The organism is Virgibacillus proomii, assembly GCF_900162615.1.
Lineage (GTDB): Bacteria > Bacillota > Bacilli > Bacillales > Amphibacillaceae > Virgibacillus > Virgibacillus proomii.
The window spans coordinates 1469688-1483628 of sequence record NZ_FUFN01000010.1 but is presented as its reverse complement, the minus strand read 5'-3'; the positions used below and the strand labels follow the sequence as shown (position 1 = coordinate 1483628).

The window sequence follows — 13941 nt, the reverse complement described above, 5'->3', positions numbered from 1 at the left end:
TAATTTCTTGAAATTCATGTTTCAACATACATATATTCAGCTTGCTAAACGAAGCAAACTCCAGCTTCGACACACAGGATGTTGATGTCGACACTACAAAAATCTTAACAGCAGCACATCGCGATTTTTCAAGGGTAGTTGCTATCGATTAACCTACGTCGGGTCTTTTAACTCCTTTTTAAACACATTCATATATAATTAAATTAAATTTTTGTCTTTTACTAACTTTGTAACTTTTTCCCTTAACTCGTCCATATCAATAATGTTGTCTAATACAATTACCTCACCTAAATGTGAACCGCCTTCAGCAATATCTTTCGCTAAAAAATAGACATCTGCGTCTCCTGGGGTAGCTGAACTTAAATCAGAATGAGATACCTCCACCCCAGTCACACCTAATTCCTGTAAAATCTGTTTAATATTCATCTCTACCATAAAGCTTGTCCCTAACCCTGATCCACAAACTGCTAAAAATTTCATTATTCTTCATCTCCTTTAATTAATTTAATAATCTCTTCTGATGTTTCAGCTTCTTTCAATGCTTTAAGCGTTGGTTTATCAGCAAGAAGTTTTGTCAAATGAGATAAAGCCTTAAGATGGGCTTCATTATCAACCGCTGCTAAGCAAATAAAAATATCTATTTGATGTTCTTCTTTATCCAATAACTTCACAGGAGTCTTTGTTCTTAAAAATGACATTCCTAAGTTAATAACACCTTCCTCAGGTCTCGCATGGGGAATAGCAATTCCATTTCCTACATGAATATAAGTTCCTACTTCTTCCACTTTTTTATTCATCGCCTCGATATATTCCTGTTTTATTTTATTTGTTTTAAGAAGCGGCTGTGCCGCGAGTGTGATAGCATCACGCCATTGCAGCTTTTCATCTGTAAATTGAATCATGTCCTCTGTTAGTAAATCTGAAAGCATTGGCTTATACCCTCCTACATCGGTGTTATTCAAATAAATGACATTGACAAGTTCAGAAAATAATTTTTTTTCGTCTTTAATATCCGCATATTTATCAATAATTTCCATTAATTGGTCGATTGAAAAATCATGATTATTCAAAGATGGAAATTGAAAAATGACGGATTCAATCAAGTAATTTTTTTCAATCTTAGTAAGTAATGGCTTTACATGGTAAACAGGCTTAGTTGATTCCAAAGCAACCGTAGAAAAAATCAAATCATAATTTGTTAATGGAATTGTTTTTATTTGTTCTACTCTGTGTACTCTTGAAAACTTAATAGTAGGAAACATTTCTTTTAATTGTGCTCTTAGCATGATTGAAGAACTAACACCATTTGAACAAACAATTAATGCACGAATGTCAGGTGAATTCGTTCTTCTTTCCCTCTCTAGATAACCGCCGAAATGAAGTGTAAAATAACCTATTTCCTCATCACTAATCGGCTTTCCCGTCCACTTTGATAAAGGTGCCAATGAATGTTTCACAAACTGAAATAAATCTACATACTTCGATTTAATTTGTATTGTTAAGGGATTAACAAGTGGAATTTCAAATGCAATTCTGAAAAACGCTGGAACAAGATGATTATATAAGCTTTGTTGTAAATATTCTTTATTCTCTATGGGTAATAATGTGTTTTTCTCAAATGCTTCGATGATTTCTATTGTCAAATTTCGTAAATAAGGATTTTTTACAAAGCTTACTTCCTCTAGAGCTACTATCAATTGCAATAAGACATAATAGCATTCATTGTTGTCTGTATCTTGAAATAATTGCTGACAGAGTCTTTTAGCTGGTGCAAATAACTGTTGACTTTTTAACAATTGTTTTTCATAATCACTAAACGCAAGCAAAACTTGTTTTTTTCTTACCCTCATAAACGTAAGATGTAGTATCATTTCCGTTTTACGCGTCTTTACTAAATGTATGGAATGTTTCGTTAGAAAGTTGTTAATTATTTGCTTTGTTTCCTGATAATAGTGTTCCTGTTTCCAAGATTTTAATGTAAGAATGATTATTTCTTTCCCCAATGGTTTTGTAAGTAAATAATCGATTGCATAGGCAGCCAGTTTTCTTTTTGCCAGTTCATCTCCTTTTAAATGATAACCATCCATTCGGGTGTAGACAAAAGCAACATCCTTTTCATTACACATTTCTTTCACTTTTTTTACATCAGCTAAAGCTGTATTCTTACTTACATTCATCATTAATTGATAATGGTAATTAGATAGTACTTCCTTACGAATAAATGTATATAAATAAATGAAATAAACGCGGTCCTCCTCTGATAAAACGATTTGATTCATACTAATATCTAAGGGTGCTCCTGCATAATGAAGTTTTTTAACTTTAGCATCAACAAGAAAATTTTGATTTGAAATTATAATTTCCGGCATATTCATACTTTTTAAAGTGTTATTTACTTTGTCTAAAGCATAATAAAATTGTCGTTCTGATAAATCTGTTTTACGAATAACTTCTGAAACTGTAATTTGATCATGTGTTATTATTTCTTTAAAAAGCTTAAAAGATCTTTGATCAAACAACTAAGAGCACCTCCTTAACTAAATTGTAGAACGCTTACACCCTTGTATCAACAGTATTTGAGCCCAATCAATGTAGATAATCTACTGGTTCTATTGTGCTCTTAAGAATGAAACAATATTACGAATCCTTCATATCCCTCGACCACTATTCTGAACCGATATTAACGGAGCCATCTCATTACTTGATTCATTTGCCTCCTTTACTTTAGGAATTTTACATTAATCACATGAATAAACGATGTATAGTTTATTAACGACTGTGACACTAAAAACGCCAATACTAAGCAACACTTTATCTATAATACCTAAAAGCTTTTTAAAACAGTAGATCAAAGGCTAAGTTCGCAGACGTCCTTTAAAACCAGCGAAGTCTCGCTGTCGTAGCTTTTCTTGGCCTTGAAAAATCGCGGTCAACTCTGTCCTTGAAAAACCGCGATGCTTATTCAAGATGCTTTTCTTGTCCTTGAAAAGGAAAGCACTTTTCTTCGTGCGATGCTTATTCAAGATGCTTTTCTTGTCCTGTCGACCGAAGAATTGGGGATTTTAGGTAGCCGATGTTGAATTATCGTGGGAAGAAGTTCGAAGTTTGTTAGCAGTACGAGCGCTGAAGTTACTTTTTAAAAAAGTTATCCATCATGTATAAACGGATAGAGTTCCCTAAATGAAAAAATCGTTTCTAATTTAGAAACGATTTTAAATAGACTAATTTTATTAAGGTTTATAACGTATATAAAGCAGAATAATGTATCCAGTCTCCGATTATATATAAAATATGTGTCCAAAAGCAATTTCGCTAAACTGATAAAGATTACGGGTTTATGGCACCTTACATGCGGGATTAAAATTCCTCACGAGTCTAATCTTCATCACTAAAATGTGATGCATTTTAGCCTACAAAAATTTGGTATGTTATTTTGATGAAATTTTTTAACCGCTTTTTTGGCTAATTTAATTTATATCCTGTTTCGTTCCTTGATCGTTATCATTTCTTCAGCAAGCTTAATAATTCTTTTATTTACATCTTGATCAATAATTTCATTATCATCATTAAAGGAATCATTATGAATGAAGACACTACATGTAGGAACCGTCCCCTTTAAATAAGTAAGAATTGGCTTTAAATGATATTCAGAAACAAGAAAATGCTTATGTGAACCTGCAGTCGTTACAATTCCTGTTACTTTTTCTTTAAACGCATCAACAGGAAAATGATCAAGTAAGTTTTTTAGCGCTCCTGTAATCGATGCCTGATATACAGGGGTACCAAATACAATAATATCAGCAGCTAACATTGTATTTACAACATGCCACGTATCTTTATTATAATATGCTAATGGGGCTCCTCGAACAAATTCAACATCATATTCCTTTAGATCGATTAATTCTGTCACTATATTTTGATTAATACGCTTAGCGGCGAGTAACACTTCATGAACTGCTTGTGAAGTTTTCTCACCTACTAATGATCCAGCTATTCCGACAAGTTTCAAAGCTGCTCCCTCCTGATTTAACAAACTCTTCTCTTGAATAATATATTGCGTTGTCACCTGTTACATTTCCATCTATAGCTTCCTATCAAGCAATAAAATCCAAAGAAAAAAGCTTGCTCTAATAATATTTTATTTTGCTTGCTCTAATAATATTTTATTTTTTAAACGTATTCATATAGAAAAATAGATATAAATTCTGTATATTGCAAGGGCAAAAACTTAACCGCTCGTTTAACGATTTATCATTGGAGAACTCCTAGTTAGCATTAATATATGAGAGAAAGTATGGTATCTACAATCGTTTTCTGATTTTTTAAAAATTTTTCGCGCATTTATTATACCAATTGGTATAATAAGCATGTAAGAATCATAGCTTACCTCTCATAGAATAGCAATTAATTTGCTCCTGTAGTGCTAATAATTCATAAAGTTTTTTATTTTTATAGTTTTCACTTTTATAATTTCTTTATTTTTTATACAATATATACAGCATAAATACAATTTAGGTGATTATATGGAAAAAATGTCCACTAAGGATAAAATCTTATATTTATTAAAAAGGCAAAGCAGGCTCTCTGTAGGAGAGCTTACAAAATGCTTACATATTACAGACATGGCTGTACGAAAACATTTGTCAATATTAGAAAAAGAGAAACTTATCTATTCCGTAGAAGTAAAGCAACCCATAGGTAGACCCATCCAAAAATACATATTAACCAAAAATGCTGAATTGCTTTTTCCTAAAAGCTATGAAGGTCTTGCTGTTGAGTTTCTTAAAGACATAGAAGCGATGTATGGTGAAGAATCGATCGAGCAATTATTTCAAAATCGAGAAAAACGCTTAACAAATGAATATAAAGTACGACTAGAAAACAAATCACCTATTGAAAAAATAAAAGAGTTAAAAACCATTCAGAATGAAAAAGGATATATGGCAGATGTTGCAAAAATAGGAACAAATAAATATGAATTGATTGAATATAACTGTCCCATTTTAGCTGTTGCAAGTGAATATAAAGTAGCCTGTCACTGCGAAACATCTTTGTTTCAAAAAGTTCTACAAACAGAAGATGTAAAACGGACAAGTTGTAAAACCGAAGGGAATGACCATTGCCGATTTTTAATTGGATTTTAATAAAGTGAAACTTCATTCCGTGGAATGCTTTTTACACGGAATGTTAGTTGAACGAATCGGGCATTTAGGCGCCGTTTTCTTATCTTCTACATGCTTCTCCCTTGTTCCTTTAATTCTTGAAAGGCGATACTTACGGCACCTTATATGCGGGATAAAGTGAAACTTCATTCCGTGGAATGCTTTTTACACGGAATGTTAGTACCACAAGGGTATGACCTAAAGGCCCTTGAACGAATCGGGCATTTAGGTGCCGTTTTCTTCCACTTAGACCCCTTTATAACAACTCAGGTCTTGAAGGAAATAGGAGTCTTATATTGATGAGTACTTCATAGGTTCTGAGGACCAAGAAATTTAAACCATTCAGCCTGATCAAAAAACCGGTTAACTTAGAACGATAAAAATTTTGTAATTTATAAAAAGATCGGTTTACCTGAAAACAACGAATATCCGTGAAAGCTTTCCTTCCCACGGATATTTGTTGAAGCAAATCGTACTGTTCATATCTCTCAATCTGCTAGTCTAATTTTTTCTACACATTTGCCCTACAGCCCATTAATACGGGATAAAGCGAAAAAGATCGCCTAAAATAAGCTCATCAGAAGTTTGTAACTCCTTTCGCGCTTTCTTTAAATATTTCTCACATTTAGTTGTATCCACTGTTTCCCCTGACTTTTTGTCATAGCAGCTCCCGCCTATATATGCATAATCAATCGTAACAATACTTCCATTTCTGAAAATAACCGGGTCTTTATCGTCTTTCGTAAACAGATTTTGACTAAAGTTGATAAACTGATCATCACGTATTCCCATAAGCTCTAAAATAGTAGCATAGATATCGATCGTACCACCAACAGTGTTGACTATTTTTCCCTGCTCACCAGGTACATGAATAATTACTGGTAATCGTTGCAGTTGAAGATGGTTCAGTGGTGTATCTTGCCGTTCTAACAGTTCGTACACCCCTTTTTCGTATTTTTGAGAGATTCCGTAATGGTCCCCGTAAATAACGAATATCGAATCCTCATACAGTCCTTTTTCTTTTACCAGTTCAAAAAATCTTCGTAATGCAGCATCTTCATAATTAACAGTAGTCACATATCGGTTGACCACTTCGACAGAAGTATCAGCAGGGCGAATAGTTTGATCCTCTTCATCCAGTAAAAATGGAAAATGATTAGTCAATGTAAGAAAGTTTGCCATATAAGGTTCAGGTAACGTCTTTAATTTATTCATGGATTGTTCAAAAAAAGGGATGTCTTTAATCCCGTAATTAACGGAGTTTTCATCTGTTACATGATAATCCTTTTTAGAAAAAAACCGTTTATATCCTAATGTCTCATACATCTCCTCACGGTTCCAAAACGTAGCGTCATTTCCATGAAAGCTAACGGCAGTATAATTTCTTTTATTTGCTAATATTTTCGGAAGGGAATAGAATTCATTCGTTGATCGACGCACAAAAACCGAACCACTGGGCAATGGATATAAGCCCGTGTTAATCATGAATTCTGCATCTGAAGTTTTCCCTTGTGCAGCTTGATCATAAATATTAGTAAAATAATAGCTGTTTTTAATGAAATCATTTAAAAATGGAGTAATCTCTTCCCCATTTATTTTCTGGTTAATCACAAAGTTTTGTGTCGATTCCAAACTAATCAAGACAAGATTTTTTCCTTTTGCTATGCCAAACTCCTCATGTGCTCTAGTTGGTTTGCGTCCCACATTACTTGTTATTTCTTCCACATCCGTTTCATCTGCTAACACTTTCATGATGGGCGCTTTTAGCCCATCTATCATATTCACAATTTGATAATTATACAAGCCCAACGATTGTACAAGTTCTTTTCGATTATAGCCTGTTTCCAGCAAATACGGATTTTTAGTCAGTGCTAATACAAAGGTTAAAACTACTAATGTCATGCTGATAATTGTATATTTCTTTTTATTTGGTACAGGCTGCTTCTGTTTCGTTTTTTTTATTCTAATCACGACTAAACCAAGAATAATTAGATCAAGAAAAAGCAGCAGATCAAACGGCGAAACTAATTCAGCAGTACTTGGCCCTAGCCCTCCGACATTATGTAACTGCAGAAAAACGGAAACCGTTACAAAATCAATATAAAAGCGATAATATAATAAATTTGCATATACAAGTCCAATCATTAGTAAATAAATAATCAGCATTGTCACTGGCGGCACTTGTTTTTTAAAGAGAAAACCAAATCCGAGTATTATCATAATGATTCCAAGCGGACTTATTACTATTAATACAATATCAACCCATGAATGAATGGGTAATTGAAAGCTGATAAAAGAAATCGCAACCGTCTTTATCCATAAGAGTATAACTAAAGTAGCGATAAAATGTTTTTTTAAAAAATGAATTCCTTTTTTCATTTATTTTGTACCTTCTTCATTAAAAACTGCTTATAGTGGTCAGCTATTATGGAAACTCCCTGCATAATATCAATCGGCTTCAGATTCCCCATGAACGCTATTTGAATCCAATTACGCTTTAATAAATAAATGCTTTCATAGCTAATGTGAACCCCTTTTTCTTTCAAGAAATCGCCAAACTTCCTTGAATCAATATCCTGCTCTAAACAGATTGTCATAATTCCCGGAGAGTAGTTGTTTCCAGTTAGTACATGCATCCCTGCTGCTTTAAATGTTTGACAAATAGATAGATATATATCCGCTATTTCAGGTTTTGAATATTGTAATGCAGCAGCTAATGCAAACAATCCATTTGAAGAATGTGTAAATGGAATACTGCGATTAATTTGATATTTTCCTACATCTAAATAGCTTGGGATTTTTTCATTTGGCACTAATTTTTCTTCGTGAAATACGATAGCAAGTCCAGGGTAAGAGGCTAATCCCTTACCACTTACCGTGCTTGCTAAATAAACGGATTGTAAATTCACAGGAATAACCCCCACCGTACTGCATGCATCGATACATAAACGAACAGCAAACGTTTTACAAATCTGTTTTAATTGCTGTAATGGATAAACATAACCTGTTGATGTTTCACAGTGCACCGTCCAAAGCCAACCACTCTCAGGATTTCTCTTTAACACCACTTCTACTTCTTTTAAAGAAATGGGCTCATTCCACTGCTTATGAATGACGTGATAGGAAAGACCCCATCTGTTAGCATGATCCATTAACCGTTCGCCAAATTCTCCGTTTGCAAGAATCAATCCTGGAGAAGAATGTGTTGATATTTGAGCAGTCACCATTTCATTAGCAAGTGTTCCCGTACCCACTGCAATTTCAGCATAATTTGCTTTCGTAAGTTTACATAGACGTTGTTGAATGTCATCCATCACTTCGTGCATTTTATCTGCGCGATGAGAAATCGGCGCCTTTTTCCAAGCAATACTTACATCATCCGCTATTTCTACAGGTCCGGGCAAAAAATTATAATGGTTATGTTTTTCTTGTTTTTTGAGCATTCTTTTGAAAAGCTTCGAAGCACGCTCGAAATTTTCCTTTGTTAAATACATTGGTTGATATGGTGCTTCTTCGGTACCTACTACTGGACCAAATGCTTCAAAACCAAGATGTTTATACAACTTTGTTTGCCGCAGCGTACCGGAAATAACAGCCAGATTAAACCCTTGTTTTAAGCAATAAGCTACTAATTTTTCACATAAACCGTAAAAAATTCGACCTCCGCGATGTTGTTTTTTAATCGAAAGTAATCGAATTTCACATGGTACCGCATCATCAGGTAAATACTGATCCAGATTGGCTAATTTTTGATCTAAAGAAAAAGGTCTTTCGGCATTCACTGTGAGCATGTCAATTACTTCCTCTTCCCGCTTAGCAATTACATATGTATTTTTACTGTCAAACCGGTCTACTAGTCTATGTTTTTCGTTTGCTTCGTGTTGTGGTATTTCTTCAACAAATGTCTCGTAATTTAAATGATAAATTTGTTCAAATTCTGCTTGTTGATCCGCTATTTTATAGATTACAGGTAAATATTGGTTCATGTTTGATCCCCATTTCTATGCAAAATTACAATGATAAACAGCATGATAAAGAAGATTATTGCTAATATTACATCCTTGTAAAAAAACAATAGTATTATTGGCATACTAGTAAAACTGCTCATCGCGACGATCGTAAGTTTTTTTATAATCGGATACGCTATTAAAATAATTACACCGGAGATAATTAAAGCTAGTGGTGCGAGAATTAATGAAGCTGCTAAGTAAACAACCACTCCTTTACCACCACGAAAATGAAGTTGAATAGGCCATACATGTCCTAGTAAAATAGCAAATGTCATGCACCCAAGCACAACTCCATTGCTATGAAACAGATGAAATGCAAACAACAGCGGTATAATGGTTTTTAAGACATCAATAATTACTGTAAATATAAATGCTGATTTGCCAAATACTCTCCCAGCGTTTCTTGCTCCAGCATTAGAACTGCCTAACTCCCTTATATCCTGTCTGTAATATAGCTTTCCTACATAATAAGCCCCATTTATACAGCCACATAAATAGGATAGTACGATTAATATAAAATCATTCAGAGGATTCACCCCATCTAAACAAAGTTTACAAAAGATAATACTATTTATTTTAACATTATAAACCAATTTGTGAATTTCAATGAAGAATAATTTTTATTTTCCCAAGATTTTAGTTAAAATTAGCGACATTTAGTAAGTAGGATTTGGCTTTTTCCCTATTTCATTGTACGCTTAAAGTGTAACGTTATAAAAGGAGGTTATGATATGGTGGAGACCATACCAGAAATTACATTATATGATGGTTTAACAGTTCCAGCTATCGGTTTTGGCACATACAAATTAAATGGAAATGAAGGGGCTAATGCGATAGCAAACGCCATAAATATCGGTTATCGACTAATTGACACTGCCTATAACTATGAGAATGAAGGGGCAGTCGGTCAAGCAATCAAACGCAGTTCAGTTCGCCGAGAAGATTTACTGGTTACTTCAAAACTTCCAGGTCGTTATCAAGCGTATGACAAGGCCATAACCGCTATTCAAGAATCATTATATCGAGCTAGCTTGAGTTATTTTGATTTATATTTAATTCATTGGCCAAACCCAAAGCAAGATATGTATGTAGAAGCATGGCAGGCCTTAATTGATGCAAAAAAATGGGGACTTATTCGCTCAATTGGAGTATGTAATTTCCTGCCGGAGCACTTAGAGCGTTTAAAAACAGAAACGGGAGTAAAACCTAGTATTAATCAAATCGAATTACACCCATTTTTCAACCAAGCGGAGCAGCGAAAGTGGCATGCAATTCATCATATTCAGACTCAATCTTGGAGTCCGTTAGCTCGTGCAAATGAAATATTGAACAATGAAACGATTGTAAACATTGCTCGTCAGCATAACAAGACAGTTTCGCAAATTATTTTACGCTGGCATTATCAACTTGGATCTATTGCAATTCCTAAATCATCATCCTACGAGCGTCAATTGGAGAATATTTCAATTTTTGACTTCTCTTTAACTGAAACAGAAATGAACGCCATCTCCAAATTAACGAAACCGAATGGCAGAATAAAAAATCTAGACCCTGCAATATATGAGGAATTTTAAAACGTTTTGATCAACCAAACAAAACGTTATACATGAAATGTACAGATTAGAAAAACTTAGCTTATCGCCAAGCTTTTATGCGAAAGCTATCGTTTTTCTTAAAAGCCTACAGTTTTATATTTTCCTATAGTGGAACAACAAGAGATGCCCGTTTACGATGTGCAAACGGGAGTACTTTCTGATGAGATAAGGTGAAAATTTATTCAAGGAGCGCTTTTCCTCTTGAAGTGGAACAAAGGCTAAAAACTCGGCGTCCTTGAAAAAAAGCTTTTCTGCATACGATGTACCGCTCCCGACGTATTCCTTGTCCTTGAAAAATCGCGGTGTATTGCTGCCGTAGCAACTCTGTCCTTGAAAAAATGCGATGCTTATTAGGAGTCATTTCTTTCATAAGATGACAAACGGATTTTTCAACTAAGGGCAAAACAGCTCCTTAGATTCTGGATACAGAAAACATGCCTCTAAAAAGGGGGAAGCCGCGCCTAAACGGCAAGCCCACTTTTAGTCGGCCTTCCTTAGATTCGGCCGATCTTAAACGATTACTGAGTAAGAAGATGAAGTCTCGGCTAGACGAAGCTACTTTTAAAAAATCTATCCACAATGGAAACGGATATAAATAAAGGCGCTGCTTAAGTACTAGCCCCTTTATGTTTGTTTATGATCCTAGAATTTCTCTTGTTTTATCTAGTATTTCTTCATCCTTTAAGCGAAATTTAAATTCAACCCTTCTGGAATCTTTGGCGCTGTACTTGCCATCTTCATCTGTTCTCACATCTGAAAATGATTTACTGTTAACAGTTAGTTTATTTTCTAAATGCTGTTGAATATGTTTATATGGAAACTGTTCACTTAAAAGATAATCTGCAACACTATATGCTCTATCCTGAGCTAATTTTAAATTGTACAAATAAGATCCATCCCGATCTGTATGCCCTTCAATAATAATCTCTGCCACATACGCTTCGTACCCTTCCTGCAGGAGAATGTCTAAATATTTGGGTACAAATTCATTTAAAAAAGTAAAGGAATCTGTCTTCAATTCTGCTTTATCATACTCGAACAAAATCTCCGTATTAAAAATGATCGACCCAGTTTTTTCATCCACCTCAACCCCTAAGTTAGATCCGCTAAATTCTTTTTTTAAATCATTTACCAGCTTTGCTCTTACCCCCATAATTTGATCCAAGGTCCGCTTCATTTCTTCAATTTGCAACGATTTAATAATCATCATTGCGACAAAAATAAGAATAAAGCATAGTAATATAGTCGTTAATAAATCTGTAAAAGAGGGCCAAAAATGTCCTTCATCCCGATCCTGCCTAAATAGTCGCTGATATTTAGAATTCATTTTGATTCAACCTTATTTGATTATTTTGCGTGTAAGTTGGCTGTGATAAAGCAGCTAAATGTTGGTTTAAAATTTGAATTTCACGACCGAGTTCTTGTAATATTTGCTGGATAAACCTTTCTTGACTTTGTTGGCTGTTTTCTGCGTTTCGGCGTAATTGATAAAACTCCGTGCGCAACCCATCATTAATCTCTCTTAGATAGGATTGGATAGATTGGGCAACGTGCTCCAGCTTTTGACCGAGAGATCCTTCTAAATTGTTTACATAATTCGTTAATGCATCTTTTAAAACATGAAGTTGATTTTCCAAATGAGTATCTTGTTGTTTAAAAATTTGATTCATTTCTGTCATTGTTATGTTGATCTCTTGAATAAACTGGCTGTTTTTCATTGCCATTTGTTCATATGTACTAGTTGCATCCTTCATTTGCTTTTCAAACGATAACATGTTCGTTGCATGTGATTTTAAATGATGGTGAAAGGTACGATTAAATTCCTTTAAATCTTGAAAGCGATCCGTTAATAGATGTTTATATTCAGCTTGTGTTTGATTAATCACATCAAGAGCTTCCGGAAGCTTTATCAACGAATCCCCCATATGATCGAATACGCCGGAAAGTTCATGCAACTGGGAAATAATTCCTGTTAACTTCGTGGAAATATCTGTTCCAAATACCGTTTTAAATTCTCTATTTTGTTTCTCCATTTGCTTAACGAGATCTTTGCTTTGTGCCTGTATTTTTGTAAATACAGCTTTTAGAGCTGCTTGTTCATTCAATAAAGAAGTAGTGAACTGTTTGATTTCCTCCACCGATGATTCAAATTGTCGCAATATATCAAGCTGTGTTCCAGCCTGTTCTTTGGCCTTTTCAAACGTATTTTCTAATGCTTGCATCATTCGTTCATTTCTTTTATCCATTCGTTTAAAGTAAGTAAACAGTGTAGCGAAATTATCGTTTAATCGATTCGTACCAGTTGCAATATCTTCCGTTACACTTTTCATATTATGAAACAATTGCTGGAAGTCTTTAAGATTGGTTGCGAGTCCATCGTTAAAGGATGCCAAATCTTTAGCTGATTGTTGAAGACCAGTTGTATAGTCTTGAAATCCTTTAAAAGCAAATGCAATCGTCTGAAAGGATTGCTCACTTGTCTCTGTCAAATGTAAGATGGAATCATGAATGGTTTCCGATACAGTAATCAAGCGGTTCAGGCCATTTTCTTGTGTGCCTTCCAACTTTGTTTCCGTCATTAGCATAATATCTGTTAGCATAAATTCCGTATTTAACACTTTCATCAATACTGTCATAATTAAAGAAAATCCCATTCCTGCAATACTTGTGTAAAAAGCAACATCAATGCCTGTTAATACATTTGCCACCCCCTCGACTATCTCATTTCCTTCTAAATTAATACTACCTAGTGAGGAAGTTAACCCGATAAACGTTCCGAGTACACCGAGAAGGATAAATACGGAAACGGTCATTTGAATCATCTTGATTAAACTGATAATTGGTATATGGAACATACGGAAGCTTGCAAACTTTTCTTGCACAAACGTTTCCACCTTTACCGTTTCTTGTTGCTGTTGAATTTCATATTGTTCTTTAAATGATAAGACTGGTTCAATATCCATACGCCCAGTATTCTTTAAATAGTTTCTAATATGTTTGAGCTTACGAAATATAGTTAAGTGGACAATTAACGCTAAAACAAAAGCAGAAAATAAAATAATAAAAATAAGCTCCACAATTGGATTAGCCAAAATCGCCTCTGCTTTTTGTTCGGTTGTAAATAATTTAAGAATGGATTCAACCATTTGTTTTCCCCCTATAGATAGCTTGAAG

At 34.3% G+C, this 13941-nt stretch carries 10 protein-coding genes; 2 read left to right on the top strand and 8 right to left on the bottom strand.

Annotated features, from left to right (window positions below; all coding sequences use genetic code 11):
* Positions 1–198: 198 nt before the first annotated feature.
* The 3 genes from BN1066_RS14395 to BN1066_RS14385 all read right to left on the bottom strand — a co-directional run bounded on the left by BN1066_RS14395 (position 199) and on the right by BN1066_RS14385 (position 4009).
* On the bottom strand, positions 199–480 hold the full coding sequence (locus BN1066_RS14395) for a PTS sugar transporter subunit IIB (protein ID WP_077320151.1): 282 nt from the start codon (positions 478–480) through the stop codon (positions 199–201).
* Positions 480–2519 carry a BglG family transcription antiterminator gene (locus BN1066_RS14390; protein WP_077320150.1) on the bottom strand — a complete coding sequence of 680 codons (2040 nt, stop codon included), beginning with the start codon at positions 2517–2519 and terminating at the stop codon, positions 480–482. Before BN1066_RS14390 ends, BN1066_RS14395 begins: the two co-directional genes overlap by 1 nt.
* A gap of 953 nt (positions 2520–3472) precedes the next feature.
* Positions 3473–4009, bottom strand: a complete 537-nt coding sequence (locus BN1066_RS14385; RefSeq protein ID WP_077320149.1) for an NADPH-dependent FMN reductase — start codon at positions 4007–4009, stop codon at positions 3473–3475.
* A gap of 514 nt (positions 4010–4523) precedes the next feature.
* Between BN1066_RS14385 and BN1066_RS14380 the strand changes: the two genes are divergently transcribed.
* Positions 4524–5144 carry a helix-turn-helix transcriptional regulator gene (locus BN1066_RS14380; protein ID WP_077320148.1) on the top strand — a complete coding sequence of 207 codons (621 nt, stop codon included), beginning with the start codon at positions 4524–4526 and terminating at the stop codon, positions 5142–5144.
* A gap of 552 nt (positions 5145–5696) precedes the next feature.
* Here BN1066_RS14380 and BN1066_RS14375 read toward each other — a convergent pair.
* The 3 genes from BN1066_RS14375 to BN1066_RS14365 are packed head-to-tail and all read right to left on the bottom strand — an operon-like array spanning position 5697 to position 9765.
* Positions 5697–7541 carry an LTA synthase family protein gene (locus BN1066_RS14375; protein WP_077320147.1) on the bottom strand — a complete coding sequence of 615 codons (1845 nt, stop codon included), beginning with the start codon at positions 7539–7541 and terminating at the stop codon, positions 5697–5699.
* Positions 7538–9148: an aminotransferase class V-fold PLP-dependent enzyme gene (locus BN1066_RS14370; RefSeq protein WP_077320146.1), complete on the bottom strand. Its 1611-nt coding sequence runs from the start codon at positions 9146–9148 to the stop codon at positions 7538–7540. The genes BN1066_RS14375 and BN1066_RS14370 overlap by 4 nt, the downstream gene beginning before the upstream one ends.
* Complete coding sequence (locus BN1066_RS14365) at positions 9145–9765, bottom strand: glycerol-3-phosphate acyltransferase (RefSeq protein WP_245799800.1); 621 nt, start codon at positions 9763–9765, stop codon at positions 9145–9147. Before BN1066_RS14365 ends, BN1066_RS14370 begins: the two co-directional genes overlap by 4 nt.
* A gap of 138 nt (positions 9766–9903) precedes the next feature.
* Here BN1066_RS14365 and BN1066_RS14360 point away from each other — a divergent pair, with 138 nt between their 5' ends.
* Complete coding sequence (locus BN1066_RS14360) at positions 9904–10746, top strand: aldo/keto reductase (protein ID WP_077320145.1); 843 nt, start codon at positions 9904–9906, stop codon at positions 10744–10746.
* 655 nt (positions 10747–11401) lie between these two features.
* Here BN1066_RS14360 and BN1066_RS14355 read toward each other — a convergent pair.
* Positions 11402–12094, bottom strand: coding sequence for an OmpA family protein (locus BN1066_RS14355; RefSeq protein WP_077320144.1), 693 nt, complete (start codon positions 12092–12094; stop codon positions 11402–11404).
* Positions 12084–13913, bottom strand: a complete 1830-nt coding sequence (locus tag BN1066_RS14350) for a MotA/TolQ/ExbB proton channel family protein (protein ID WP_077320143.1) — start codon at positions 13911–13913, stop codon at positions 12084–12086. Before BN1066_RS14350 ends, BN1066_RS14355 begins: the two co-directional genes overlap by 11 nt.
* Between the last annotated feature and the right edge of the window lie 28 nt (positions 13914–13941).

Coding starts and splice junctions, on each gene's coding strand:
- BN1066_RS14360 (WP_077320145.1), top strand. CDS start 9,904: ATGGTGGAGACCATACCAGAAATTACATTATATGATGGTTTAACAGTT.
- BN1066_RS14370 (WP_077320146.1), bottom strand. CDS start 9,148: ATGAACCAATATTTACCTGTAATCTATAAAATAGCGGATCAACAAGCA.
- BN1066_RS14375 (WP_077320147.1), bottom strand. CDS start 7,541: ATGAAAAAAGGAATTCATTTTTTAAAAAAACATTTTATCGCTACTTTA.
- BN1066_RS14355 (WP_077320144.1), bottom strand. CDS start 12,094: ATGAATTCTAAATATCAGCGACTATTTAGGCAGGATCGGGATGAAGGA.
- BN1066_RS14350 (WP_077320143.1), bottom strand. CDS start 13,913: ATGGTTGAATCCATTCTTAAATTATTTACAACCGAACAAAAAGCAGAG.
- BN1066_RS14380 (WP_077320148.1), top strand. CDS start 4,524: ATGGAAAAAATGTCCACTAAGGATAAAATCTTATATTTATTAAAAAGG.
- BN1066_RS14395 (WP_077320151.1), bottom strand. CDS start 480: ATGAAATTTTTAGCAGTTTGTGGATCAGGGTTAGGGACAAGCTTTATG.